Annotated in this window: 23 protein-coding genes; 12 read left to right on the top strand and 11 right to left on the bottom strand. The window is 74.6% G+C overall.

Features of this window, described 5'->3' with window-relative positions; all coding sequences use genetic code 11:
• The first annotated feature begins 7 nt into the window (after positions 1–7).
• The 6 genes from JS756_RS04900 to JS756_RS04875 all read left to right on the top strand — a co-directional run bounded on the left by JS756_RS04900 (position 8) and on the right by JS756_RS04875 (position 4116).
• On the top strand, positions 8–418 hold the full coding sequence (locus tag JS756_RS04900) for a cupin domain-containing protein (RefSeq protein ID WP_205381658.1): 411 nt from the start codon (positions 8–10) through the stop codon (positions 416–418).
• The gene (locus JS756_RS04895) at positions 415–1683 is read left to right on the top strand and encodes a beta-ketoacyl-[acyl-carrier-protein] synthase family protein (protein ID WP_205381657.1); all 1269 of its coding nucleotides are present in this window, start codon (positions 415–417) and stop codon (positions 1681–1683) included. Before JS756_RS04900 ends, JS756_RS04895 begins: the two co-directional genes overlap by 4 nt.
• On the top strand, positions 1680–2927 hold the full coding sequence (locus JS756_RS04890; protein WP_205381656.1) for a ketosynthase chain-length factor: 1248 nt from the start codon (positions 1680–1682) through the stop codon (positions 2925–2927). Before JS756_RS04895 ends, JS756_RS04890 begins: the two co-directional genes overlap by 4 nt.
• Before the next feature lie 97 nt (positions 2928–3024).
• The gene (locus tag JS756_RS04885) at positions 3025–3282 is read left to right on the top strand and encodes an acyl carrier protein (protein WP_205381655.1); all 258 of its coding nucleotides are present in this window, start codon (positions 3025–3027) and stop codon (positions 3280–3282) included.
• A 1-nt stretch (position 3283) separates the two neighbouring features.
• Entirely contained in the window at positions 3284–3763 is a 480-nt protein-coding gene (locus JS756_RS04880; protein ID WP_205381654.1) for an SRPBCC family protein, read from the top strand.
• Positions 3764–3783: 20 nt separating this feature from the next.
• Positions 3784–4116: a TcmI family type II polyketide cyclase gene (locus JS756_RS04875; RefSeq protein ID WP_205381653.1), complete on the top strand. Its 333-nt coding sequence runs from the start codon at positions 3784–3786 to the stop codon at positions 4114–4116.
• An 87-nt stretch (positions 4117–4203) separates the two neighbouring features.
• On the opposite strand, the gene JS756_RS04870 is transcribed toward JS756_RS04875, so the two are convergent.
• On the bottom strand, positions 4204–5262 hold the full coding sequence (locus JS756_RS04870) for a methyltransferase (protein WP_240203224.1): 1059 nt from the start codon (positions 5260–5262) through the stop codon (positions 4204–4206).
• Positions 5263–5275: 13 nt separating this feature from the next.
• Positions 5276–6364, bottom strand: coding sequence for a right-handed parallel beta-helix repeat-containing protein (locus JS756_RS04865; protein ID WP_205381652.1), 1089 nt, complete (start codon positions 6362–6364; stop codon positions 5276–5278).
• A 554-nt stretch (positions 6365–6918) separates the two neighbouring features.
• Here JS756_RS04865 and JS756_RS04860 point away from each other — a divergent pair.
• Complete coding sequence (locus JS756_RS04860; RefSeq protein ID WP_205381651.1) at positions 6919–7152, top strand: response regulator transcription factor; 234 nt, start codon at positions 6919–6921, stop codon at positions 7150–7152.
• A gap of 42 nt (positions 7153–7194) precedes the next feature.
• Here the strand turns inward: JS756_RS04860 and JS756_RS04855 are convergent, their stop codons facing one another.
• A complete protein-coding gene (locus JS756_RS04855) occupies positions 7195–7398 on the bottom strand; it encodes a hypothetical protein (protein ID WP_205381650.1) in 204 nt (67 codons plus the stop codon).
• A 313-nt stretch (positions 7399–7711) separates the two neighbouring features.
• On the opposite strand from JS756_RS04855, the gene JS756_RS04850 reads away from it, so the two are divergent.
• Positions 7712–9379 (top strand): alkaline phosphatase D family protein, encoded by a 1668-nt coding sequence (locus JS756_RS04850; RefSeq protein WP_205381649.1) that lies wholly within the window; start codon positions 7712–7714, stop codon positions 9377–9379.
• 174 nt (positions 9380–9553) lie between these two features.
• Here the strand turns inward: JS756_RS04850 and JS756_RS04845 are convergent, their stop codons facing one another.
• Together JS756_RS04845 and JS756_RS04840 are read right to left on the bottom strand one after the other, a co-directional pair.
• Entirely contained in the window at positions 9554–10273 is a 720-nt protein-coding gene (locus JS756_RS04845; protein ID WP_240203223.1) for a DUF6445 family protein, read from the bottom strand.
• A 460-nt stretch (positions 10274–10733) separates the two neighbouring features.
• Entirely contained in the window at positions 10734–11708 is a 975-nt protein-coding gene (locus tag JS756_RS04840; RefSeq protein ID WP_205381648.1) for a nucleoside hydrolase, read from the bottom strand.
• Between the two features lie 342 nt (positions 11709–12050).
• On the opposite strand from JS756_RS04840, the gene JS756_RS04835 reads away from it, so the two are divergent.
• Complete coding sequence (locus JS756_RS04835) at positions 12051–12845, top strand: hypothetical protein (protein WP_205381647.1); 795 nt, start codon at positions 12051–12053, stop codon at positions 12843–12845.
• Positions 12846–13083: 238 nt separating this feature from the next.
• Here the strand turns inward: JS756_RS04835 and JS756_RS04830 are convergent, their stop codons facing one another.
• Positions 13084–14427: a helix-turn-helix domain-containing protein gene (locus JS756_RS04830; protein ID WP_205381646.1), complete on the bottom strand. Its 1344-nt coding sequence runs from the start codon at positions 14425–14427 to the stop codon at positions 13084–13086.
• Positions 14428–14622: 195 nt separating this feature from the next.
• Between JS756_RS04830 and JS756_RS04825 the strand changes: the two genes are divergently transcribed.
• Positions 14623–14781: a hypothetical protein gene (locus JS756_RS04825; RefSeq protein WP_205381645.1), complete on the top strand. Its 159-nt coding sequence runs from the start codon at positions 14623–14625 to the stop codon at positions 14779–14781.
• Positions 14782–14866: 85 nt separating this feature from the next.
• On the opposite strand, the gene JS756_RS04820 is transcribed toward JS756_RS04825, so the two are convergent.
• The 5 genes from JS756_RS04820 to JS756_RS04800 all read right to left on the bottom strand — a co-directional run bounded on the left by JS756_RS04820 (position 14867) and on the right by JS756_RS04800 (position 21934).
• Positions 14867–16282 carry an extracellular solute-binding protein gene (locus tag JS756_RS04820; protein WP_205381644.1) on the bottom strand — a complete coding sequence of 472 codons (1416 nt, stop codon included), beginning with the start codon at positions 16280–16282 and terminating at the stop codon, positions 14867–14869.
• 38 nt (positions 16283–16320) lie between these two features.
• Positions 16321–18885 carry a substrate-binding domain-containing protein gene (locus JS756_RS04815; RefSeq protein WP_205381643.1) on the bottom strand — a complete coding sequence of 855 codons (2565 nt, stop codon included), beginning with the start codon at positions 18883–18885 and terminating at the stop codon, positions 16321–16323.
• Between the two features lie 4 nt (positions 18886–18889).
• On the bottom strand, positions 18890–19255 hold the full coding sequence (locus tag JS756_RS04810; RefSeq protein ID WP_205381642.1) for an effector-associated constant component EACC1: 366 nt from the start codon (positions 19253–19255) through the stop codon (positions 18890–18892).
• A 108-nt stretch (positions 19256–19363) separates the two neighbouring features.
• The gene (locus tag JS756_RS04805; protein WP_205381641.1) at positions 19364–20566 is read right to left on the bottom strand and encodes a hypothetical protein; all 1203 of its coding nucleotides are present in this window, start codon (positions 20564–20566) and stop codon (positions 19364–19366) included.
• A 183-nt stretch (positions 20567–20749) separates the two neighbouring features.
• A complete protein-coding gene (locus JS756_RS04800; protein ID WP_438817285.1) occupies positions 20750–21934 on the bottom strand; it encodes a PP2C family protein-serine/threonine phosphatase in 1185 nt (394 codons plus the stop codon).
• A gap of 123 nt (positions 21935–22057) precedes the next feature.
• On the opposite strand from JS756_RS04800, the gene JS756_RS04795 reads away from it, so the two are divergent.
• Positions 22058–22540, top strand: a complete 483-nt coding sequence (locus JS756_RS04795) for a hypothetical protein (RefSeq protein WP_240203222.1) — start codon at positions 22058–22060, stop codon at positions 22538–22540.
• 765 nt (positions 22541–23305) lie between these two features.
• Positions 23306–24211, top strand: coding sequence for a hypothetical protein (locus JS756_RS04790; RefSeq protein WP_205381640.1), 906 nt, complete (start codon positions 23306–23308; stop codon positions 24209–24211).
• Positions 24212–24339 lie beyond the last annotated feature (128 nt).

Below are 24339 nucleotides of genomic sequence, written 5' to 3'. Positions count from 1 at the left end.
CAACGTCGTGATCACATCCCGTCCCAGAATCGTGGATCTCAGCGAGGTCGAGCCCAACACGCGGCGCGGCGGCGACCTGCGCGCCCTGCTCACTCCCGCCACGGTCGGCTCCACCAGCGGCTTCATGGGGGTGGCCATCATCCAGCCGGGCGACCGCATCGGTGAGCACTACCACCCGCACTCCGAGGAGTTCGTGTACGTCGTCTGCGGGCAGCTGGAGGTGGACCTCGACGGCGAGCCGCACCCGCTGCAGCCCGAGCAGGGGCTGATGATCCCCGCCCACATGCGGCACCGCTTCCGCAATACCGGCAAGGTGGAGTCGCGCATCGTCTTCCACCTCGGCCCGCTGGCCCCGACGCCGCCCGAGGGCCACGTCGACACGGAGGAGACCGGTCCCCTGCCGGTGACCGGCTCATGACCCGGCGTGTGGCGGTCACCGGCATAGGCGTGGTCGCGCCCGGCGGCATCGGTGTGCCCGCGTTCTGGGACCTGCTGGCGAACGGGCGCACCGCGACCCGCGGGATCACCTTCTTCGACCCGGCCGGGCTCCGGTCGCGGATCGCCGCCGAGTGCGACTTCGATCCTGCCGCCCACGGGCTGGACGAGCAGGACACCGCCCGATGCGACCGCTACATCCAGTTCGCCCTGGCCGCGGGCGAGGAGGCGGTCCGGGACTCCGGCCTCGACCTCGCCCGCGAGGACCCCTGGCGCGTCGGGGTGAGCCTGGGCACCGCGGTCGGCGGCACCACCCGGCTGGAGCACGACTACGTGCTGGTCAGCCACGGCGGACAGCGCTGGGACGTGGACCACGCCCGGGCCGACCCGCACCTGCACCGCGCGTTCGCCCCGAGCACGCTCGCCTCCGCGGTGGCGGAGCGCTTCGGGGCGGGCGGCCCGGTGCAGACCGTCTCCACGGGCTGCACCTCGGGTCTGGACGCGGTCGGCTACGCCTTCCACACCGTCGCCGAGGGCCGCGCCGACATCTGCGTGGCCGGTGCCTCCGACTCCCCGATCTCCCCGATCACCATGGCCTGCTTCGACGCGATCAAGGCCACCTCACCGAACAACGACGACCCCGCGCACGCCTCGCGCCCCTTCGACGCGGGCCGCGACGGGTTCGTCATGGGAGAGGGCGGCGCGGTCCTGGTCCTGGAGGAACTGGAGCACGCCCGTGCCCGCGGCGCGCACGTGTACTGCGAGCTCGGCGGCTACGCCACCTTCGGCAACGCGTACCACATGACCGGTCTGACCCGGGAGGGCGTGGAGATGGCCCGCGCCATCGAGACCGCCCTCGACGGCGCCCGGCTCGACCCCACGGCCGTCGACTACGTCAACGCGCACGGGTCGGGCACCCAGCAGAACGACCGGCACGAGACCGCCGCCGTCAAACGGGCCCTGGGCCCGCACGCCTACGACACGCCCATGAGCTCCATCAAGTCGATGGTGGGGCACTCCCTCGGCGCGATCGGCGCGATCGAGGTCGTCGCCTGCGTGCTGGCCCTCACCCACCAGGTGGTCCCGCCCACCGCGAACTACGAGACACCGGACCCCGAGTGCGACCTGGACTACGTGCCGCGCACCGCACGTGAGCGGAAGCTGGACACCGTGCTCTCCGTGGGGAGCGGGTTCGGCGGGTTCCAGTCCGCGGTGGTCCTGACCCGGCCCAGGGAGAGGACACGATGAGCGAACCGCATCCGCGGCGCGCCGCCGTCACCGGCATCGGTGTGGTGGCGCCCAACGGAACCAGCACCGAGTCCTTCTGGAAGTCCACCCAGGAAGGCGTCAGCGTCCTCGACCGGATCACCCGCGAGGGCTGCACCGACATGCCGCTCAGGGTGGCCGGCGAGGTCCGCCGGTTCGATGCGCCGGAGGCGGTCGAGGAACGCATCCTCGTCCAGACCGACCGGTTCACGCACTTCGCGCTGGCCACCGCCGACAGCGCGCTGGAGGACGCCCGGCTGGGCCGGGCGGACACGGGTGAGGACCCGTTCTCCGTGGGCGTGGTCACGGCGGCCGGCTCCGGCGGCGGCGAGTTCGGGCAGCGGGAGCTGGAGCAGCTGTGGGGCAAGGGCAGCCGCTACGTGGGCCCCTATCAGTCCATCGCCTGGTTCTACGCCGCCAGCACCGGCCAGATCTCCATCCGCCGCGGCTTCAAGGGCCCCTGCTCGGTGGTCGCCGCCGACGAGGCCGGCGGTCTGGACGCCCTCGCGCACGCGGCGCGGGCGGTGCGGCGCGGCACCGACGTGCTCGTCGCCGGGGCGACCGAGGCACCGCTCGCGCCGTACTCGATGGCCTGCCAGCTCGGCTACGACGAACTCAGCACCGAACCCGACCCGAACCGCGCCTACCGCCCCTTCACCGGCGCGGCGTGCGGATTCGTGCCGGCGGAGGGCGGCGCCGTACTCGTCGTGGAGGAGGAGACCGCGGCGCGGGAGCGGGGGGCGCGTGTGCGGGCGGTCCTCGCCGGGCACGCGGCCACCTTCACCGGAGCCTCCCGCTGGAAGGAGTCCCGTCAGGGGCTGGCCCGGGCCATCGCAGCCGCCCTCCAGGAAGCCGGCTGCGCCCCGGGGGAGGTCGACGCGGTCTTCGCCGACGCCCTCGGTGTGCCGGAGGCGGACCGGGCCGAGGCGCTGGCGATCGCCGACGCCCTCGGCGCCCACGGCGGGAAGGTGCCGGTCACCGCCCCCAAGACCGGCATCGGCCGCGGCTACTGCGCGGCGTCCGTGCTGGACACCGCGGCGGCGGTGCTGGCGATGGAGCACGGGCTGATCCCGCCCACCCCGAACGTCTTCGACGTCTGCCACGACCTCGACCTCGTGACCGGCCGGGCCCGGCCCGCGGATCTGCGCACGGTGCTGGTCCTCAGCCGGGGGCTCATGGGGTCGAACGCCGCACTCGTGCTGCGGCGCGGCGCCGACGCGTCGTGAGGCGGCGCCGCACGGCCCGACGCCCCGTCAGGGGCGTCGCCCTCACCGATCCATCCGACCCACCCGATCCACCCCACCCCCACAGGAGGGAAACCGCATGAGTGACCGCATCACCGTCGAGGAGCTGTCCGAGCTCATGAAGAAGGCCGCCGGGGTCACCGTCGCGCCCGAGGAGCTCCAGCAGCACTACGACACCGGCTTCGACGTCCTCGGCATCGACTCGCTGGGGCTGCTCGGCGTCGTCGGCGAACTGGAGAAGCGGTACGGCACCCCGCTGCCGCCGGACGCGGAGCGCTGCCGGACGCCGCGGCAGTTCCTCGACCTGGTCAACGGCTCGGCCGTGGCGGGGGCGTGACATGACCGGACACACGCAGAACGAGATCACCATCGGCGCCCCGCTGGACCTGGTCTGGGACATGACCAACGACGTGGCCAACTGGCCTCAGCTGTTCAGCGAGTACGCCTCGGTCGACATCCTGTCCGAGGAGGGGGGCAAAACCACCTTCCGGCTGACGATGCACCCCGACGACAACGGCACCGTGTGGAGCTGGGTCTCGGAGCGGGAGGCCGACCGGGACACGCTGACCGTGCGGGCGCGCCGCGTCGAGACCGGGCCCTTCGCGTACATGAACATCCGGTGGCAGTACGGCGAGGTGCCCGGGGGCACCCGGATGGTGTGGACGCAGGACTTCTCGATGAAGCCGGACGCACCGGTCGACGACTCCTGGATGACCGACAACATCAACCGGAACTCCAAGGTGCAGATGGCCCTGATCCGGGACCGGATCGAGAAGGCGGCGGCCGAGCAGGGCCTCACGCCGGGCCTGGCCGACTGAGCCGCGCGAAGGGACAGCCCATGCACCACACCCTGATCGTCGCCCGCATGGCTCCGGGGTCGGCCCCCGACATCGCGAAGGTCTTCGAGGACTCCGACCGGGGGGAACTGCCCCACCTCGTCGGGGTCTCCCGGCGCAGCCTCTTCCAGTTCGATGACGTGTACCTGCATCTCATCGAGTCCGTGGAGGACCCCGCGCCGGCCATCGCCCGCGCGGCCGGACACCCGGAGTTCCGGGACGTCAGCGAGCGGCTGGCGGCCTACGTCAGCGCGTACGACCCCGCGACCTGGCGGTCCCCGAAGGACGCGATGGCGCACTGCTTCTACCGCTGGGAAAGCGGTCCGACCGCCTGACCGGGGCGTCCGGCCCACCGGCCGCCGGACCCGCCACCACGGCGGGTGCGGCGGCCGGTGGCGTGCGACAGCCGGTGGGTGCGTGGCTCATCCGGGGACCGTGCAGTCGAACGCGTGCAGGTAGGGGTTGACCGGGCCGACGGCGTCGATGACCAGGCCCGCGCCGGTCAGCCGGCCGGACATGCTCTCGGTGGTGTGCTTGGCCCCACCGACGTTGAGCAGGAGCAGCAGGTCCATGGCGGTGCTGAACCGCATCGACGGTGTGTCGTCGACGAGGTTCTCGATGACGACGACGCGCGTGCCGGGTCCGCCTGCCTCGATGACGTTGCGCAGGGTGCGGGCGGTGCTGTCGTCGTCCCACTCCAGGATGTTCTTGATGACGTAGACGTCGGCCCGCACCGGGACGGCCTCCCGGCAGTCGCCGGGCAGGATGCGCACCCGGTCGGCCAGGGCGCCGCCCGGCCGCAGCCGCGGGTCGGCGTTGTCCACCACGCGCGGCAGGTCCAGCAGGGCGCCCTGCATCGACGGGTACTTCTCCAGCAGGCTGGCCAGCACATGGCCCTGCCCGCCGCCGATGTCGGCGACCGAGGTGCTGCCGGTCAGGTCGAGGAACGCGGCGACGTCACGCGCGGACTGCACGCTGGACGTGGTCATGGCGCGGTTGAAGACGTCGGCCGATTCGGGGGCGTCCTCGTTGAGCCAGGGGAAGAACTCCTTGCCGTACAGGTCCTCGATGACGTTCCGGCCGGTGCGCACGGCTTCGTCCAGGCGGGGCCAGGCGTCCCAGGTCCACGGCTCGGTGCACCACAGGCAGATGTCGCGCAGGCTGTGCGGGTCGTCCGCGCGCAGCAGCCGGGACATGTCGGTGTGCGCGAACGTCCCGTCCGGTCGCTCGGCGAAGACGCCGTGGCTGGACAGGGCCCGCAGCAGGCGGCGCAGCGGCCGGGGTTCGGTCCGCACCGCGGCGGCGAGGTCCTCCACCGTCATGGGGGTGTCGCCGAGGGCGTCGGCGACGCCGAGCCTGGCGGCGGCGCGCAGGGCGGCGGCGCAGGCCGCCGCGAACACGAGCTCCCGCATCCGCATGGCCGGCGGCGGGGTGGCGGCCTGCCCCGCGGGCGCGGCCGTCCTCTCGGGGGTGGTGGTCATGTCCCGTCCTTCCTCAGCACAGTCCTGCGGGCAGGGAGGCCTTGCAGGTGTTGTCCTCGAAGGTGTTGCTCCGGCCGGGGTCGGTGTCGACCAGGTCGGCAGGCACGTTGCCGGCGAGCCTGTTGCCGATGACGCGGTTGTCGTCGTTGGTGGCACCCACGAAGCTCTTGAACAGGACGATGCCGCCGGACAGCGGGGAGGTGCCGGCGTTGTCGCGGATCTCGTTGCGGGTGATCAGGGTCTGCTCGGCACCGGTGAGGACGACGCCGGTGCCCTGGAGGGCGGGCAGCCGGTCGGTTCTGGGGCAGGACTTGTTGTTCCGCACGATGTGGTTGCCGCGGACGGTGATGTCGCCGGCTTTGGGGGTGTTCTCGTCGCCGACGACGAACATCCCGGCGCAGTTGGCGGTGATGTGGTTGCCCGCGACGGTGACGTTCCGCAACCGCCGGACGGTGACGCCGATGCGGTTGCCCTCCAGACGGTTGCGCTCGACCACCGTGCCGCGGGTGTCCTCGGCGCCTTCCTCGGACTTGACGGTGTTCGCCAGGAACAGGCCGGCGTCGCCGTTGTCCCGGGCGGTGTTGTCGCGGAGGGTGGCGCGGACGGAGTGCTCCAGGGCGATGCCCCAGACGCCGTTCCTCGCGGCGGTCGTGTTCCGCACGGTCAGGCGGTCGGTCGCCATGGCGAACACCCCGCTCCCGGGGAAGCCGGTGACCGTCAGGTCGGCGACGGTGACGCCCCGGACGTCGCGGTCCTTGGCGCCCATCACGCAGATCCCGTTGCCGCGCGCGGCGCAGCTGCCGGGGGCCTTCGCCGTGCCCGGCGTGATCACGGTGCGGCGGCCGATGCCCCGCAGGGTGAGACCGGGGGTGGTCACCTTGACGCTCTCCCGGTAGGTGCCGGGGAGCAGCAGGACGGTGTCGCCCTCCGCTGCGGCGTCCACGGCGTCCTGGATGGACTGCCCCGGGCGGACCAGGTGGATCGAGGGGACCTGATGGCCGGGGCGGACCGGGGGCCGGGCGCTCGCGGGGGCGGCGGCACCGAGACCGGCGACGAGCAGCGCCGCGAGGCAGGCAAGGTAGGCGATTAGTCGCTTCGTCATATTCTGCACGGTATGTGCGGTTCGGCCCGAGCTCACTGCACCACGCCGTCACGTGCCCCCGGCGCTCACCGTCCGGTGGTCCCGCACCCCCGGAGCGCGCCGGCACCCCCACGGACCCCCGCGGGGGTGTCCGCGGACCCGCCGGCGCGACGGGAGACCCCGCCCGGCACCGGAGCCGCAGGCCAGGGGGCTCTCCTTGCCGCACACCCCCGAGGACCCCGAGCCCCGGCCGCGCCGACCCGTACCGCCGCGTGCGGCGCGCTGCACACGCGGCACGTCCACGGCACCCGAGGGGGGCCGTTCGGGTGCACCTCGGACGCCGGGGGTGCCGTTCGGGTGCGCATCGGCCATCGGGGAGAGCCCTCCGAGTGAGCCTCGGACGTCCGGCAGAGCCGCTCGGGCCCGGGGGCACCCACACCCGTCCGGGTTTCCTGTGACGCGCCTGTGGCAGTCGGAGGACGCCGTCATGAAGCGGGGCGCCGAGGCTGTTCATACGAGAGCAAAGCACTCGAAACGGTCAGCTCCCGCCGCCTCGCCCCCCGCCGGAGGCCCTCATGCGCCCCCTCCTCACCCCCGCTCCGCGGACCACCGGCCCCGTGGCCGCGCTCGCGCCCCGCGAACGGGAGACGCTGCGGCACATCGCCGCCGGGCGCACCTACGTCCAGACCGCCCGCCACATGGGGCTCTCCCAGCACACCGTCGACACCTACCTGCGCCGCATCCGGGCCAAGCTCGACATCACCAGCACCGCCGAGCTGACGCGCGTCGCCGTCGCCCTGGGCCTCTGAGCCCCGGCCGGAACAGCCCGCCCGGCATCTGCACCACGGCGCTCACCCCCGGCCCGAGGAGATCTGGACGGCGGCGATCCGGCGGTGCCCGCCGGCCAGCCGGCGGCGGACGTCACTCCCGGTGCGCAGGGCGACCTTCCCCCGGGTCCGGGCCACCGCCTCGGCCCGGCCCGCCCGCTCGCGTGCCGTCGCGGCACGGTGCCGGGCCAGGGCCGCGATGCCCGCAGGGTCGCCCCCCGGGCTCATGCACGCGCCCTGCGTCCGCCGCCCCGGCCGCACCCCGGACGCCCGCCGCTCCCCGCCGAGGGCACGCCCCCGCGCTCCCGCCGATCCGGTGGGCGGTCCGCGATGCCGGCGGGCCCGGCACCGGCCCGCCCGCCCCCGCCCCGAGCCGCCGTCGGTGGCGGGGCCGGGGCCGCCCGCACCCGGGCGACGAACCGGCGGCGGCTCTGGAACCACCGCGCCCTCCCGTGTGACCGCAGCGGCAAGTCGCCCCACTTGATGGCCTTTTGCCTGATTAGTATGCGTGGCCGCTCCCCGCTGATCGAGAGGACGTCAGATGGCGCGCACGGGCCACCACACCGCACCGACCGAGCCGCGACACCCCTCCCCGCACGACGCGGTGCTGCGTGCCGCCGCCCCGCACGTCGGCCGCCGTAGATTCCTGACCCTCACCGCGGCGGCCGCGGCCCTCGCCTTCGCCACCAACCTGCCCGCGCAGGGCGCCATGGCCGCACCCGTGTCGCGGACGCGCCGGATCACCGAGGACCCGTTCACCCTCGGCGTGGCGTCCGGCGACCCGCTTCCGGACTCGGTCCTGCTGTGGACGCGGCTGGCCCCCGCCCCCTTCGAGGCGGACGGCGGCCTCGGCGAGAAACGCGTTCCGGTGCGGTGGGAACTCTCGCTGGACGAGCGCTTCCTCTCCGTCGTGCGGTCCGGCACCGCCACCGCCTTCCCGGAGTACGGGCACAGCGTGCACGTCGACGTCCGGGGCCTCCCCCCGGCGACCGTCTTCCACTACCGCTTCCGCGTCGGTTCCTGGATCAGCGAGACGGGCCGCACCCGCACCGCGCCCGCCGCGGGCGCCGCCACCCCCGGGCTCAGCCTCGCCTCAGTCGCCTGCCAGCGCTACAGCGACGGCTACTACACCGCCCACCGGCATCTCGCCCAGGAGGACGTGGACATGGTCCTCCACCTGGGCGACTACCTGTACGAATACGCCGTCGACGCGACCGGCGGGGCCCGCGGCTACACCGACCGGCGGCTACCGGCGGTGTTCGACCGCGAGGCCACCACGCTGGCCGACTACCGCATGCGCTACGCCCTGTACAAGAGCGACGCGGACCTGCGGGCGGTCCACGCCGCGCACCCGTTCGTCGTCGCCTGGGACGACCATGAGACGGAGAACAACTACGCCGGCACCGTCGACGAGAACGGCGACCCGCCCGAGCAGTTCCTCGTGCGGCGCGCCGCGGCCTACCGTGCCTTCTGGGAGAACCAGCCCCTGCGCGCCTCCCAGTTGCCGAGCAGCCCGGACGCCCGGCTCTACCGGCGCCTGAGCTGGGGATCCCTCGCCCAGTTCGACATCCTCGACACCCGGCAGTACCGCTCCGACCAGGCCTACGGCGACCGGCCGCACGTGCCCGGCGCCGAGAGCACCGACCCCTCCCGCACGATGACCGGCGACGCCCAGGAGCGGTGGCTGATCGACGGATGGCGGTCGTCGAAGGCCCTGTGGAACGTGATGCCGCAACAGGTCTGCTTCGCCCAGCGCCGGTTCAACCTCGACGCCGTCTCCACGGTCTCCATGGACGCCTGGGACGGCTACCCCGCCTCCCGCCGCCGGGTGATGGACGCGGCGCGGTCCGCGGGCCTCGCCAACTGGCTGGTGCTGTCCGGGGACGTGCACGTCGGCTACGCCTTCGACCTCAAGGAGAACTTCGACGACCCCCGTTCCAGGACCGTCGGCACAGAGCTGACCTGCACGTCCATCGCCAGCGGCCGGGACGGCAGCGTGCGGCCCGACAACTGGGACACGCTCATGACCGCCAACCCCCACATGAAGTTCTACAACGGCAAGCGCGGCTACGTACGCGTCGACCTGGGGCACGACGCGGCCCGGGCCGCCTTCCGCACCGTCTCCGCCGTCACGCGGCCCGGCGCACCGCTCGCCACGGCCGCGTCCTTCGTGACCGAGGTGGGCGAGCCGGGCCTGAAGCCCGCCTGACGAGTGGGCCCCCTCGTCGGGGCCGCATTCCGTGCCGCCGCGGCCGGGTCGGCGGACCGCACGGGCCGGGCCGGGCCGGGACACGGGGCGGCCCGGACACCGAGGCGCGCGGGCGCGCCGGCGGAACGGGCGGGCCGGCGGGCGGCATCCGCAGGGCCGAGGCCCCGGCCCGGGTCACGCCATCCAGAAGAAGACCGCGGTCATCCTCTTCTCCGCCAGCGTGCGGCCGGTGTAACCGGTCGCGCTGTGCACGAGGTTGGCGTGGTAGAGCAGGAGGCGGTTGTACCGGTGGGGGACGTTCACGTCCTCCTCGAAGGCGTCGGGCGCGACGAACCGCGTCCCGAGGGCCTCGACGAGGTTGGTGTGGGGGGCCTGTACGACGTTGCCGCCGAGTCGGCCGCCCGGCAGGGACTGCCGGTAGAAGCTGGTGCCGCAGCCCTTCGGGACGTCGGGGTTGAGGTAGAGCACGGCCGCGTACCGGCACAGGGCGCGCGAGTCGGTGTGCGGGCGGGGCTCGCTCTCGCCCTCGCCGACGACCTGGATGCAGTTGTGGTTGAGGGTGCCGCCGCCGGGCGCCTGCTGCACCCACAGCTCCTTCGCCCCGGTCGCCTTCCTCACCAGCCGCTCCACGCGCGCGAGTTCGCCGGACTCCAGGCCCGGCATGGTGCGCAGCCCCGGCCAGGTCTCCGCGGTGTGGGGATACCCCTTGACCCAGTCGTCCTCGTCCTTGGCCAGGCAGCGCTGCCGTACGGCGTCCACGTCGGGCAGGACGTCGTCCAGCACCCAGTAGTCGCGGCCCCTGGTCGGCTTGCGGTACGGCAGGACGGGCAGGTCCGAGGCCGGGACATGCGGGGAGCGGGGGGACCGCCGGGACGGTGGGGGCTGCGGGAACATGCGGCCGAATGTAGGGCGGGGGCTCGTATCGACTCTCCCGGGAAACGGTCCGGATTCGGCCGGGGAACGGTCAATGTTTCGCCAACCTCGCCGGGGCGCCGCCGGGTTGTCCGCCATCCAGTGGATGTGTCCCCCGCGTCACCGTGGTGCGGGTCTGCCCGCCCGTCCCTCACTTGTGGGGTTTCCTGCCCGTGTCCGGTGCCGCTGGGCTCGGCACGACGGGACTGGTCGGAGTTCCGCACGACGGGCAGGACCCTGCGCGACGCCGTCACGGAGTGGATCGCCGGCTTCTCCCGGACGGCGCCGGCCACCTCGTCGTCGGCCCGTCCGTGGAGGTGCGGGCCGCCGCCGTCACGTACCGGCACGTGGCGAGGGCGGAGCGGCAGTGGGTCGTCCGCTCCGCCGGGCCGCACCCGGCACCGGGGCCGACATCCGGGGCCCGGGCTGGGGGCCCGGGGGCCTACCGCCCGACCGTCGACAGGTACAGCTTGACGAAACGGCTCACGTCCACGTCGAGCGCCACGTCCACCAGCGCGGTCTCGCGGTCCTCGCCGTGGATCTCGGACTCGCCCGGACGGGCCCGGCGGTCGACGATCGTCTGCCCCCGCGTGGGGCCCGGGGCCAGGGCGACCTCGACGGGAAGGAGGCGGGTGGTGAGGCCGGCCGGGTCGGCGACCGTGCAGATCGCGCCCGCGTCGCCGAGTCCGCCGGCCTCCGAGTCGCCGGGATCGCCGTCCGGGGCCGACGGCCGGTGGGCGAGGAGCTCGCCGGCCAGGCGGGTGCCCGCGTCGGGGTCGGCACGCAGCCGCCGCACGAGCGGGCCGGGCACCACGACCCGGCGGAACACGTCCAGGCCGTACATCGTGATCGGAACGCCGGCCGTGAGCAGGATCGCCGCGGCCTCCGGGTCGTGCCAGACGTTGAACTCGGCGACCGGGGTGGCGTTCCCGATCTCCACCGCGCCACCCATGAACACGATCCGCTCGATGTTGCCGGTGACCTCCGGGTGCGTGCGCAGCAGCAGGGCGATGTTGGTGAGCGGGGCCGTGGGGACCAGCGTCACCGGGCGCGGCGAGGCGAGGATCTCGCGGCGCAGCAGCGTCACCGCGTCGACGTCGGCGGGGGTGCGGGTGGGCGCGGGCAGGCCGAGGTCGCCCATGCCGTCGCCGCCGTGCACGTGCCGGGCCGAGCGGGCGGGCTCGACCAGCGGGCGCTCGGCGCCCCGGGCCACGGGGATGTCGGGCGCCCCCGCCTGCTCCAGCACGGTGAGGGTGTTGCGGACCACCCCGTCGACGTCCGTGTTCCCGGCCACGCAGGTGATCGCGCGCAGATCGATGCCGGGGTGACGTACGGCGAACAGCAGGGCGAGAGCGTCGTCGACGCCCGTGTCGCAGTCGATGATCACGGGCACGGGCGGCTGCGGATGACCGTTCACGGCGGACTCCTTCCGTCGTCCCGACCCTATGCGCCGGGCCCCGGTCCGGTACCGCGCGCCGCGGCCCGCGTTCCGATCGGTCGTCCGTGCCCGCCGCGGCCCTCACCGGCCGAGGGACCCGGCGGCCCTCGCCCCGCGCGTCCTCTCCCCCGCTCGTCCCGTTCCCGCCTCCCCCCGCGGTGGCCGGGCGGCCCGCGCGGGCACCGCTGCGGTGACGCGGCGCCGCGCGGCTCGGGGAGGGGCAGCCGGGTGTCACTCACCCGACAGGACCACCCCACTGGCATCCCGACGATCAAGCTGCTGACCTGGTGAAACGCACCCCTCCTCCGGCAAGGAGCCCCGATGCACCGCCCCCGCGCCCACGTCCTCCTCGCCTCGGCCGCTCTCGGTACCGGCCTCCTCCTGGCCACCACCGGCTGCTCGGGCACCTACCTGAAGATGGGGAAGCCCGCGGCCGGGACCTCGAAGTCCGGCGCGGCGGCGGCCTCACCGGCGTCCACCGCCCCGCCGTCCCCCGCCGTCTCCGCGCTGACCGCGGCCCAGGCGCAGTCCGCCCTCGTCACCGCCGCCGACCTGGGCGAGCCGTGGGGGCCCACGCAGGGCGCGGCGACCTGGCGGGACACGCTGCTGAAGGCGCGGACGACGAACCCCGAGTGCCAGCACCTGCTCGACGTCCTGTACGCCGACGAACTCCTCGGCGGGGGGAACCGCGCGGTGATCGGCCTGGACGACTTCGACACCGGGGCCCAGCTGCACTACCAGGTCGCCACCCGGCCCCGTGCGGACATCGACCGCACCGTGGCCTGGTTGCGCACCCTGCCGCAGAAGTGCGCGCGGTTCACGGCCACCACCACCAGCGCCGGCGACCAGTACGTCCAGGTCCTGGACCACCGCCTGCCGGACGCCGGCGACGACCGCCAGGGCCTGCGGGTCACTGTCACCGGCCCGGTCGCCGAGGACACCGGCGAGGCCCCGGTCCTCACCCTGGACGTGGCCGTCGTCCGCGTCGGCGGCGACGCCCTCGCCGTCACCGACGGCGCCCTGGGCGAGGTTCCCGACGACGCCACCGCGGCGGCGGCGCAGCTCGGCGCGCAGCGCCTGGCGGAGGTCCGCAAGCAGGGGCGCGTACTCGTCTGAGCAGGTCGGGCGAAGTCCGCCGGGCCCGCAGCGCCCCGAAGGGCGCGGGGAACTGCACGACCGACCACGACGGGAGCCCCCGTCGGCAGACGTCGCACCACGGCACGCCCAGCGGTGCGCCCGGTGCTGTCCGGCGGGCCTGCCTCCGGCCGGTACAGCACCGGGTGAAGGACCGGGTGGCGGGGCCTACCGCCGGAAGGACCAGGGGTCCGGGCGCCGCGGTGCGGTGCCCGGGCCGTCACAGCGGCGGCTGGGCCGGGGCCGGGCCGAGGGTCGTGGTGCCGGGGGCGGTGCGGTGGCCGAGGCCGGTGCGGTATGCGTCCAGGGCCGCCTCCACCCGGCCGGAGCGGCGCAGCAGATCGCCCAGCAGGCGGCACAGGTCGGCGAGATCGCCGGCCGCGCCGGCCCGCTCCAGCAGGCTGAGCGCGCGCACGTAGTGCTCCTCGGCGGCCTCCGAGTCGCGGCCGTCCTCGGCGATGATGCCGAGCAGGCGGTGCGCGGCGGCGGCGTGGACGGCGCCGCGTTCGGAGGAGAGGTCGCCGAGGACGTCGTGGAGCAGCGCGGACGCCTCCTCGGACCTGTCGCGCCGGTGCAGGACGTCGGCCAGTTCGACGGCGACCTGGCTGCTGTAGAGGCCGGCCCGCTTGGCAGTGAGCATGGTGAGCGCCTCCCGCAGCTCCTGCTCCGCCCGCTCCAGCCGGCCGCCCTGCGCGTACACGTAGCCGCGCATCCAGTGGCAGTTGGCCAGCTCGGTGCGGATCTGGAGCTGGCGGTACAGCTCGGCCGCCTTGGCGAGGGAGGCGTCGGCCTCGGTGAGGCGGCCCTCGGCGAGGAGGGTGCGGGCGACGGAGCGGTGCATGCGGGCGACGAGCGCGGGGTCGTCGACGCGGGGCGCGAGGGCGAGCGCGAACTCGGCGGCCTGTGCCGCGCGGGCGTGGGCGCCCATGTCCATGTAGGGGCCGATGACAGAGGCGTAGAGCAGCAGGAGGGCGTCGGGGTCGTGCAGGCCGCCGCGATTGAGTTCGTCGAGGGTGGACTCCAGGAGGTAGACCGCGTACCGCAGCTCCCCGGCGAGGTAGTGGGAGACGGCCCGGCCGCGCAGCGCGGGGACCCGGACGGGCAGCGGCAGACCGGCGAGAGCCTCCTCGGCCCGCTCGAAGCAGCGGCGGGCGTCGCTGATGTCCCCGGTGTCCAGGGCGCACTCGCCCAGTCCGAGCAGTGCGGTGGCCAGGACCTCGTCGAGCCCGTACCCCTCCGCCTCGGCCAGGAGCGCCGCGTACTGCTCCCGGGCGTGCTCGGCCTCGCCGGTGGCGAGGGTGCGCTGCGCCTCGGTCAGCCGCAGCCGCAGGTCGGTCACCAGCCGGGCCGGCCGACCGGTCGCCAGCTCCTCGAAGGCGACGCCGAGCCGCTCGGCGATGTGCCGCAGCGCCGCGTCGGAGGGCCGGACCCGGCCCGCCTCCAGCGTGGAGATGTAGGCGGGCGTGTACGTCGGTTCCGCCAGCTGCCGCTGCGTCAGTCCGCGTGCGCTGCGCAGACGTTGCACCCGTCGCCCGATGACCTCGGGCTCGTCCCGCTCACCCACTGGTCCCTGTCCCCCCGACTCCGCTGGGCCCTCTTGCCGTTGCCCGCTGTGAGCCCCTAGGTTAAACGGCGGATTAAGCCCGCTTAACCGCTTCGGCGAGGGGTGGTCGTACCGCTCCGGACCGTCGCTGTCCGTCGTAGCCCGTGTCTGCCGGTCGTTGCCCGTCGTTGCCCGTCGTCGCCATGCGAGGTTGCCGTGCTCGGACGCCCCTCCGCACGCCACGGACGCCCCTCCTACCTCAGGGCGCTCGCCGCCGCCGTACTCACCGTCGCCGCGCTGGTCGCGGCCGCCAACGCGGGGCCGGCGAGAGCCGCCGAGGACCGTCCGGCGGCCCCGGTGGCCCAGGCCCGCTGAGCCCCGGTCCGTCCGCGGAGCCTGCCCTCGCACGTCCGCAGAGGGCTCGGCCCCCTCGCGTGACCGATGCCTCCGGCGCGTCCGCTCAGCGGGACAGCGCCTTGCGCAGCGCCTTGTCCAGCCGGCCGGCCAGCTCCGCGTCGGTCTGCGACCCGTCGTCGAAGAGGGGTTGCAGTGTGGCGGTGAGGATCTGGGTGAAGGGGCCGTAGAGGGGTGTGCGGGGGCGTTGCACCGCGCGCCGGAGGGCGGGCAGCAGGACGTCCTGCGCGTAGCGGGGGCGTCCGGCCGCGTCGCGGGGCATGCGGTCGGTGGTCTCCCCGCTCGCGGAAGCCGACGGGGAGGCGGCGGACGCGGCGGCCGGCGCGTTGCCGTGCGTGCAGGACAGGTCGTCGTCGGTGTAGGCCGAGGTGCGGGTCGCCGCGAAGCCGGCGTCCAGGAGGCAGCGTTCGCTGCCGGGGTCGGTGAGGAACCTGATCAGTGCCGCCGCGTCGCGGGCGTGCGGCGAGGACTCGGTCACCGCCAGGTTCTGGCCGCCGAGCACCGCCTTGCCGGGCAACGCGGCCACACCCAGTCGGCGTTCGGAGAACCTCTGGTACAGGGGGCCGTACGCGGACGGCCAGTGGCGCAGGAACGCGGTCCGGCCGGCCTGGAAGTCGTTGAGGGTGTCCTGCTCCGCGGAGTCGTACGCGTGGTCGAGGGTGTAGGCCGGGCTCGTGCGCTGCCGCAGCTCGCCCACCCCGGTCGCCAGGTCCTGCACGGATCCGGTGTAGCGGCCGTCGGAGTCGGTGAGCGCGAAGTCCTTCACGACCGACGCGAACGCCTCGACGGCGTTGACGGTGCGGCCCTCGTGGCTGTCGAGCTGGCTGGTCCAGCCGGCCTCGTACCCCTGGGGCGGGTGCCGGTCGAGGTAGTTCATCAGCTTCCGCAGCTGCGGCCAGGTGATGCCCTTGGACAGGTCGGTGTTCTGCACGTGGGCATCGGCGAGGAAGTCACGCCGGTAGTACAGCAGCCCGACGTCGCTGTTGAAGGGGACCGCGTAGCGCTTGCCCCGCCAGTCCGCGGTGGCGGCCACCGAGGGGATCAGGTCGCCGGGGTCCACCACGGCGGCGTCGTCCAGCTGCCGGATCAGCCCGGCCTCGGCGAACTCCGGTATCCAGGTCACATCCAGGTTCACCACGTCGTACCGGGAGCTGCCCGACTGCAGCGCTCCGAGCATCTGGCTGCGCTGCTGGTCGGCGGAACCGGGCAGCTCCACGAGGCGCGCCCTCCGGGTGGAGCCGTCCCGACTGTCGTTCCAGGCGTCGATGAGCCGCTGGCGGATGCCGTTCTTGCCGGTGACGTCCCGCCCGCTGGCCACCACGATCTCGTCCCCGGCCCCGGGCGCCGGCGACCGCGGCCCTCCACTCGGCCCGCCGGTGCATGCGGTGAGGACCAGCAGTGTGATCGACGCCAGCACCGCCCCGGTCCGCCGGTGCGTCCTCGTGCGTCCCCCGATCCGCATGTGTGTCCCCTCCTCGCCGCGGGCTCGTGTCCGCTTGCTCACTCGGCCCCCGTTCCGGTGCGGGCGACCTCGTCGTGCAGCGCGGGGCCGAGGTCGTCGCCCGTGTCCAGGCACCGCCCGCCGGCGGCCGCGGCGATCTGCGCGTCCACGCGGTCCGGGCCGCAGCCTCCGCCGTCCAGCGACACCACCGCCACCGGAACCCCCGACTCGGCGGCCAGGTCCAGGACGGCGGTGCGGTTGCCGCCGGTGAGCCGGTTGTTGTCCTCGTCGTCGGTGATCAGGACGATCAGCTGGGGCCGGTCGTCGTCGCCACCGCGGCGCGCCATGTCGCCGAGCGCTGCCAGGAGGGCTCGGTGCGGGTCGGCCTCGACCTCGTGGACCGCCGTACGGGAGGCGTCGAGCAGGATCCGCTCGGCGTCGGCCCTCTTGTGCCGTCCGAACGACAGCAGCGGGGCGTACCCGTCGCCGGAGGTGCCGTACATCGCCCACACCCCGTACTCGTCCTGGTCACCGAGGCCGCCGAGGGACTGCCGGATCAGGCCGGGGCCGCCGGTCGCCCCCTGCCACCACGTGCCCATGGACCCGGAGCTGTCCAGCAGGAACAGGACCCGGCCCGGCCCGTTGGCGCTGCGGTACTGCTGCAGCGCCGCGGTCATCGCGAGCCGCTCCGCCGACGGCTGGGAGCGCCCCGGGTCGTCGAGCACCCCCTCGGCGGACTCCCGGGCGAGCAGGGGGTGTCCGGCGTCCGCGGAACGGAAGCCCGCCGCGCCGAGGACCTGCCGCCCGCCGTCGCCGTACAGCCAGTCCCGGAACGCCTGCACCGCCGTGTTCCGGCGGGCCTCGTCGCGGTCGGCGTCCTTCCAGCGCACGCGGACGAACGCCGGCTGGAGGGCCGGAACGTCGCGCGGGTACTCGGCGACCCGCGGCACCCGGTTCGTGGCCTTGCAGGCCACGCCGCTCTTCAGCAGGAACTCGGGGACGAGGGCCGCCGTCCGCCGGTCCACCGCGGCGTCCTCGGGCAGGTCGCACAGCAGCTTCGCGGCCGTCGGCGCGGGCACCCCGGGCTGTGCGAGTTCCTGCTCGGCGGTGCGCGCCCTGCCGCCGTCGGCGTACAGACCCATCGTCGCCAGCAGCGCGGAGTCGGTGTGCTCCGGGTCGGGGCGGCGCGTCTCGGCCGGCGGCTGCAGCTGCTTCAGGGCGTCCAGCAGTTCCGCCAGCGGGCGGCCGGTGCGTTCGGGGCGGTCGGCGGCGAGGTTCTCGGGCACGGCCAGCACGGTGGGCGAGTAGGCCAGCGGTTTCTGTTCCGGCTCCAGATCGGCGTACGAGCGCACGGGCCGGTCGACGACGACGCGGGTGACGTCGGCGACGGTCGCGGGGATCCACACGTCCGGCTGCGGGCCGATGTCCCGCTGGGGATCGTCGTCGTCCTTCAGGGGCTCCTGCCAGGCGTCCGTGCGCTCGCGCAGCGCGGTCACCGTGTCGGCGGCGTCCGCGCTGTAGACGGTGATGCCGGCGCGGCGGCAGCCGTGCTGGGTGTTCGCGTCCGAGTCGAGGAAGGTGTCGGCGGCCTTGTCGACCGTCGGTTCCAGTTCGGGGTCGGTGAGGACGCGCAGCTCCAGCGGTGGGGCGCAGAGGCCGTCGTGCCCGATCAGGCGGGCGATGCCCCAGCCGCCGCAGCCCGCGGCGAGGAGGACCAGCGCGAGCAGCAGGCGGAAGCGCAGCCGCAGGCCCCGCATCCGGGCGGCAGCGGACCGGACGGCTGCGCGGAGGCGGACCGGCCCCGTGGAGGACGACTCCGTTTCCGGATTTGCCGGTTCCGGAATATCGGGTTCCAGATCCTCTGGTCCGGAGACCCCACCGCTCCGGAGGAGCACCTCCTCCCCCGGTTCCCACACCCCCTGCGGGTCCTGTGCGTCGTCGAGCGCGGTCCGGTGACCGGCGGCGGCCATGCGCTCCTTGAGCCGCGCATACAGCCCACCGACCGACAACTCGCCCTCCTCCGAGAGGACGTGCACCAGTTCTTCGGTGAACGGCGTGGCGCCGCCGCCGTCACCGGCGTCGATGAGCCGGTTGGACTGCACGCTCATCAGGAGCAGCGCCTTGCGCCGCATGCGGTGGTCGAACCGGTGCCAGGCCGCCACCGCGTTGCCCGCGTAGCAGCAGTCGAGGACGACGACGACCCGCTCGGCGCGGCTGCCGACCAGCTGGGCCAGGACCTCGGTGAGGGGAACCGCGTTGGGGAAGGCGTCGTGCCCTCCGGCGACCACGCGCGCGTTGCTCATCTGGAGGAACAGCTCGTCGCCCGCCTTGGTGACGATGGCGTGCCCGGCGAAGTAGAGCAGGAGCAGCCCCTCGGTCTCCCGGGCGACGTGGCGCAGCGCCTCGTTGAAGACGTCGTGGGACGGCGACGCGCAGTCGGTCGTCCGGCCCGTCTCGAACAGGCCGGTCCGGTGCAGTGCGTCGCGGAGCCGGAGGCGGTTGTGCCGGACGCCGGGGAGCTGGCCGGGCACGCCCTCCCGGTCGTCCGGCCGGACATGGTCGTACTCGGACACACCGACGAGCAGCGCCCCGTTCACCTTGCCCCGCGGGTCGTAGCGGTTCACAGGTCTAGCTCTCGTCGGAGTCCAGCTCGCTGATGGTGGGCCGGGGCGGCTCGCCGCTCTCCACCTGCCGGCGGTTGGCCAGCCAGGCCTTCACGGCCCGTTCGACGTGCTCGATCAGGGACGTGGCCGTCACCGTGGCCGTGGATCCGACGATCACCAGCAGGATCTCCGTGCCGAGGCCCATGTGCCGGCCGTCGGGCTCGTCGGTGCGGTGCCGTTCCTCGACCGTCACCCGGTGCGCGCGTATCAGCTCCGCCAGCGGCTGCTCCTGCTCCAGCCACGTCTTCAGAGCACTGACGTCGCTGCCGCCGACGCCCCCGTCCAACCGGACCCGTACGCCTGAACCGGCCACTGCATCCCCCTCAGCCATGGGCCACATCATGGCACCGCCCGGGTACGGTGCGGGAGGGCTCGTACGCGCTCCGTACCGGCGTGGGCACCGGCCGTCCCACACCTCACTGCGCCTCGCGTGCGCCTCTCAGTGCTGCGTCTGCAACTCCCTGAGCTGGCGCCGCACATGGTCCAGCGCGCCGCGGCGCCGGCCCGGTACCCGGCCGCGCAGTTCGGCGAGCGCGAGGCCCAGTTCGCGAGCCCGGGCGGGGTCCCGGACCGCGCTCCACTGGTGGTGGGCGCGGTCCGCGGCAGCCTCGACCTGCGGTGCGTCCGCGGCCTGCCCGGCGGCCAGCCGCGCCCCGGCCACCGCGAGCCAGGTCCGGCAGCTGCGGGCCGCGTCCCCCGCGAGCATGGCGAGGTCGGCCCGCACCTCGGCCCAGTGCAGCGCCTGGTCCGAGCCGGGCCCGTGTGCCCGTGCGGCCTCCTCCTCCAGCCGTGCCGCGAGCGCGTCGGCGTCGGCGTGCCGCCCCGCCTGCACGGCGGCGGTGAGGGAGGCGTGCGGGTCGGGTGCCGCGGAGGCGGGGCGCGGGCCGGGAACCTCGGGGAAGGCGGGCACGGTCGGGGCAGCGGGCACGCCGGGCGTGCCGACCGAACCGGGCGTGCCGTTCGGGTCCGTCGCGCCGGGGGCGGCGGCTGGGCCGGGTACGCCGGACGGTCCGCCGGGGTGGGCCAGCACCAGGTCGCCGGCCGTCTCGCCGCCGAGCCGGTCGAGCACCTGCTGGTGCAGTGCGGCGGTCGCGGGCCGCCGCCCGCTCCGGAGCACCGTCGCGGCCGTCCGCATGTACGCCGGCGTCCCCAGCGTCCACCTGCCGGGCGGCGGCGCGATCCGCCCGTGGACGGCGTGGCCCGCGCCGCAGTCGAGGACCGCGCCGCCCCGCAGCCACTGCCAGCTCTCCGCGTCGGCGTGCAGGTCGAGGAGCAGGCAGGTCGATCCCGCGGGCCGCAGCCGGAGCTCGTCGCGGAACCAGTGCCAGGGGAAGCCGGTGTAGCGCACGGTCGCCGGGGTCGTCCGCGCCAGCGCCAGGTGGGGCAGGCGCTGGCGCCGGTCCAGGTGCAGTTGCCCGGTGACGTACACGGTGAGCGGGCCGGTGGCCGCCGCGGCGGCCCGCAACCGGGTCAGCACGGCCTGCGGTTCCAGCGGGTCGGCGAGTTCGACGACGTTGGCGGTGTCGGTGCCGGCGAGCACCGCCGGCGGCACGGCGGCGAGCACGGGGAGCACGGACGCCGCGTCCACGAGCCGCCCCTTGCCCGCCGGCGCGGCGGCGAGCAGCAGCACGGTTCCGGGCATCGGCCGCTCCCCCTGGTGGTCCGCTCGGTCCTGCGGCCCGCTCGGTCCTGCGGCCCGCTCGATCACGTACGGCAGCACCGTAGCCGCTGCGGGTGCGCACCGGGCACGTGCCCCGGGTCCGCGGCCCCCGTCCGCAGGAGGCGTGCCCCGGGTTCGCGGTCCCGTCGGGTCAGCCGGGACGGTTCAGCGCCGGCGCAGCGCGAACACCGTCGTGTCGTCCGCCAGGTGCCCGCCGCTGTGCCGCAGTGTGCCGTCCCGGACGAAGGCCACCAGCCGGTGCGGGTCGGCGAGCCCGGGGTCGGTGGCGAGCGCGCGGGCGAGGTCGTCGTCGAGGGGGTAGAACGCGCCGGAGGCGTCCCGGGACTCGGTCACGCCGTCGGTCACCAGCAGCACCGTCTCGTCGGGCGCCAGCGCCTCCCGCCGCATCTCGGGCAGCCCGTCGCCGAGGTCGGTCAGGCCGAGCGGGAGCCCCCCGCCCGTGGTGAGGGACCGCAGGCCGGCCGCGCTGACCACCAGCGGGGGTTCGTGGCCGAAGACGACCACCTCGACGACGCCGGCCTCGTCCACGGGGAAGCCCAGCAGGACGGCGGTGGCGAAGCGGTCGCCGCCCTCGCGGCCCAGGGCGACGAAGTGGCCGCGGTGCCGCACCATCCGTGTCTCCAGGCGTTCGGCGACGGTCGCCAGGTCGGGCTCGTGGTAGCCGGCCTCGCGGAACGTGCCGAGCAGGGCCGCCGCCGTCTCCACCGCGGCCAGCCCCTTGCCCTGTACGTCACCCATGAGGACGCGGGCGCCGTGCGGGCTGGGCTGGATGTCGTAGAAGTCGCCGCCGACGCGGGCGTCGGTGTCCGCGGCGAGGTACACCTCGGCGTGGTCGACGCCCCCGAATCCGGGCGGCAGGGAGCGCAGCACGGTGCGGCGGGTCGTCTCCGCGATGTGCATCATGTGCAGCATCCGCTCCTCGCCGCGCACCCGCACCACGCAGGCCAGGGTCGCCAGGCCGCCGCCGACGGCGACGAGGACGAAGTCGCTCAGCCCGGCCAGGTGCCGATCGGGACCGAAGTCGTCGACGACGACGTACGTGGCCAGGGCGAGCACCGCGAAGACGGCCGTGCCGCGCAGACCGCAGATCGCGGCGGCGATGCCCGGAACCAGCACGATCCAGGAGACGATCCGGAACGACGCCGGGGTGTTCACGTCGGCCGCCGCGATGGCGGCGAGCAGCAGCAGCGGCGGCAGCCAGGCCACGCTGCGCCCGCGGACGCGCAACAGCTGGTTGCGCTGCACGCCGTGGCGCCGCACGGGGCCGGGATCCCCGTCGAGCAGGCGCGGGCTCCCGTCCCACCCCGTCTCGCGTCCGGCACCGCTCACCGGCCCAGCGAATCACGGGGCCGCACGGCCCGCATCAGCTGCCGTCGTCGGCCTACGCCGACTTGCCCACGGCCTCCGCCAGGTGTGCTCTGGAAGGCGGGGCGAGGAGAGAGGAGTCCCCTCATGGCTCACGCGGCGCCCGTGCCCACTGCCGGCACCCTTCACGGACCACTCAGCATCCGGCCCAGGCCCCGTCGGAGGCCCACCACCCGGCTGCCCGACGTCTTCAGTCCGCGGGTCCACACGACGGCCCGGTTCGGCATCCCGGTCGCCCTCGGGCTCGTCTACGGCTACTGGGCCGCGGCCAACCGGCGCAACGGCGGGCCCATCACCGGCTGGAACGTGCTGTTCGGGTTCGTGACGACGATCGTGTTCATCGTGCTGTGCATCGCCGTGATCCTCTTCGCCCCGAAGCTGAAGCGCGAACTGCACTCGGCGGTGAAGTCCGCGTTCGCCGGTGCCGCGGTCGGCTTTCTCATCAGCCAGAGCGGGGTGTCCGTGCTCACCTGCGCGGGCATCGGCCTGGCGTTGAGCGCGGGAATCTTCATCGTGTTCTTCTACCGCTACTACACCCACGAGGACGCCGCGGGACACCGGATCCGCTGAGCCGCCCGGCACCGCGCACCGTCGAGGCACACACGTGAACCCCGGTGTGGTGCACCGGGGACCGACCCGCACGGGCCCCGGCGCAGCGCACCGTCAAGCACACACGTGAGCCCCCGTGCACTGCACCGGGGACCGACCCACACGGGCCCCGGCGCAGCGCACCGTCAAGCACACACGTGAGCCCCCGTGCACTGCACCGGGGACCGACCCACACGGGCCCCGGCGCAGCGCACCGTCAAGCACACACGTGGGCCCCGGTGTGGTGCACCGGGGCCCACGTTTCCCTCATCCCTCCACTCACCGGACGACCGGGGGGACCAGTCAGCCCCGGCCGCCCGACGAGGTTCCTGGAGCCTCCGCTGCCACCGTCGCCCTTCGGCGTGGGCCGGCGGGGCCGCCGCCACCGCGGTACCGGCCGCCGTGACGGCGAGGGTGCCACCGGTGGGCAGGGCCGCGGCCGTGGTCCGCAGGGCCGGGGTGGTGCGCATGATCGGCCTCCTTCTCCCCAGCACCAGGAAACACCCGTTCAGGTGAACCCTCCACCGGAGAGCGGAAGTACCTCTTCCGGTACCGCACTCCCCACTCCTGCATATGCCCGAGGCATGCGCGTCACTCGCGCGGGCCGACGCCCCGCACCCCGCCCCAGCGCGCCTGCCCGTACCGCCGCGCCCGCGGCCCCCGCCCGCCGTTCACCGGGCGCTCACCACCACCCGTACGGCGTCCGCCCGCTCGCGTGCCCGCCGACCAGCGGGGTTGCCTGGAAGGGTGTCCCGACGTCTCAGGACCGCCGCGTCGGCCGTCCTCATCGCCCTGGCGTGCCTGCTCGTGCCGTTCGGCACGCTGGCGGCCTGGGCGGCGTACGGCCTCGCGGACACCGGACGGTACGTCACCACGATGGCGCCGCTCGCCGCCGACCCGGACGTGCAGGGGCAGATCGCGGACACCGTCGGCAGCGGGATCCTGCGCCGGGTGGACGGCGGTGCGGCACGCAGCGCGATGGGCCCCTTCGTGCACGACGCGGTCCGTTCCTTCACCCGCACCGAGGCCTTCCGCACCGCCTGGGACACCGCCAACCGGGCCGCCCACGACGCCGTCCTGAGCGCCCTGAGGGAGAAGGCCGACCGCCCGGTCACCGTCGACCTGGCCCCCGTGACCGCCCAGGTGAAGCGCCGACTGGCCGCCGACCACGTGCCGTTGGCCAACCGGATCCCGGTACGGCACACCGAGGTCGCGCTCCTGCGCCCCGACGAACTGGGCCGCCTGCGGAAGGGGTACGAGGTGCTCGAAGTCGCCGGATTCTGGCTGCCGGTGTCGACCGTCGCCCTGGCGGTCGCCGGTATCGCGCTGGCCGCCTGCCGGCGGCGTGCGGTCACCGCGACCGCCCTCGGCACGGCACTCGGCGGCACACTGCTCGGCCTGGCGGTCGCCGTCGGCCGCCGCCTCACCCTGCGCGACCTGCCCGACGAGGTCTCCCACCCGGCCGTCGGCGCCGTCTACGACGCCCTCACCGCCACCCTGCGCACGGCGGCCTGGCTGCTGCTCGCCCTCGGTCTCGCCGTCGCTCTGGGCATCTGGCTCTCCGGCTGCTGCACCCGCGCGCTGCGACGGCGGCGGGCCCGCGCGGCACCCGCGGGGGAGCCCGCTCCGCGGCCGTCACGCGCACGACTCTGACCGCGTCGGCGCACATCGGCTCGACCCGCGCCCCACGCCTCGCACCCACCGGCCGACGCACCGCACCCGCCACTCGGCGCGAGGAGGAATCGCGAGGAAGAATGCGGGGCGGGGCGCCGCCGAGCGGA

This window comes from Streptomyces actuosus (assembly GCF_016921115.1).
GTDB lineage: Bacteria > Actinomycetota > Actinomycetes > Streptomycetales > Streptomycetaceae > Streptomyces > Streptomyces actuosus_A.
Note: the sequence above shows the minus strand (reverse complement) of the source record. Positions and strands in the feature narration are given on the sequence as shown.

What these genes read in the sequence shown, in the direction of transcription:
- JS756_RS04895 (WP_205381657.1), top strand. Translation starts at nt 415, where the DNA reads ATGACCCGGCGTGTGGCGGTCACCGGCATAGGCGTGGTCGCGCCCGGC.
- JS756_RS04890 (WP_205381656.1), top strand. Translation starts at nt 1,680, where the DNA reads ATGAGCGAACCGCATCCGCGGCGCGCCGCCGTCACCGGCATCGGTGTG.
- JS756_RS04885 (WP_205381655.1), top strand. Translation starts at nt 3,025, where the DNA reads ATGAGTGACCGCATCACCGTCGAGGAGCTGTCCGAGCTCATGAAGAAG.
- JS756_RS04880 (WP_205381654.1), top strand. Translation starts at nt 3,284, where the DNA reads ATGACCGGACACACGCAGAACGAGATCACCATCGGCGCCCCGCTGGAC.
- JS756_RS04875 (WP_205381653.1), top strand. Translation starts at nt 3,784, where the DNA reads ATGCACCACACCCTGATCGTCGCCCGCATGGCTCCGGGGTCGGCCCCC.
- JS756_RS04870 (WP_240203224.1), bottom strand. Translation starts at nt 5,262, where the DNA reads ATGACCACCACCCCCGAGAGGACGGCCGCGCCCGCGGGGCAGGCCGCC.
- JS756_RS04865 (WP_205381652.1), bottom strand. Translation starts at nt 6,364, where the DNA reads ATGACGAAGCGACTAATCGCCTACCTTGCCTGCCTCGCGGCGCTGCTC.
- JS756_RS04860 (WP_205381651.1), top strand. Translation starts at nt 6,919, where the DNA reads ATGCGCCCCCTCCTCACCCCCGCTCCGCGGACCACCGGCCCCGTGGCC.
- JS756_RS04855 (WP_205381650.1), bottom strand. Translation starts at nt 7,398, where the DNA reads ATGAGCCCGGGGGGCGACCCTGCGGGCATCGCGGCCCTGGCCCGGCAC.
- JS756_RS04850 (WP_205381649.1), top strand. Translation starts at nt 7,712, where the DNA reads ATGGCGCGCACGGGCCACCACACCGCACCGACCGAGCCGCGACACCCC.
- JS756_RS04845 (WP_240203223.1), bottom strand. Translation starts at nt 10,273, where the DNA reads ATGTTCCCGCAGCCCCCACCGTCCCGGCGGTCCCCCCGCTCCCCGCAT.
- JS756_RS04835 (WP_205381647.1), top strand. Translation starts at nt 12,051, where the DNA reads ATGCACCGCCCCCGCGCCCACGTCCTCCTCGCCTCGGCCGCTCTCGGT.
- JS756_RS04820 (WP_205381644.1), bottom strand. Translation starts at nt 16,282, where the DNA reads ATGCGGATCGGGGGACGCACGAGGACGCACCGGCGGACCGGGGCGGTG.
- JS756_RS04810 (WP_205381642.1), bottom strand. Translation starts at nt 19,255, where the DNA reads ATGGCTGAGGGGGATGCAGTGGCCGGTTCAGGCGTACGGGTCCGGTTG.
- JS756_RS04805 (WP_205381641.1), bottom strand. Translation starts at nt 20,566, where the DNA reads ATGCCCGGAACCGTGCTGCTGCTCGCCGCCGCGCCGGCGGGCAAGGGG.
- JS756_RS04795 (WP_240203222.1), top strand. Translation starts at nt 22,058, where the DNA reads ATGGCTCACGCGGCGCCCGTGCCCACTGCCGGCACCCTTCACGGACCA.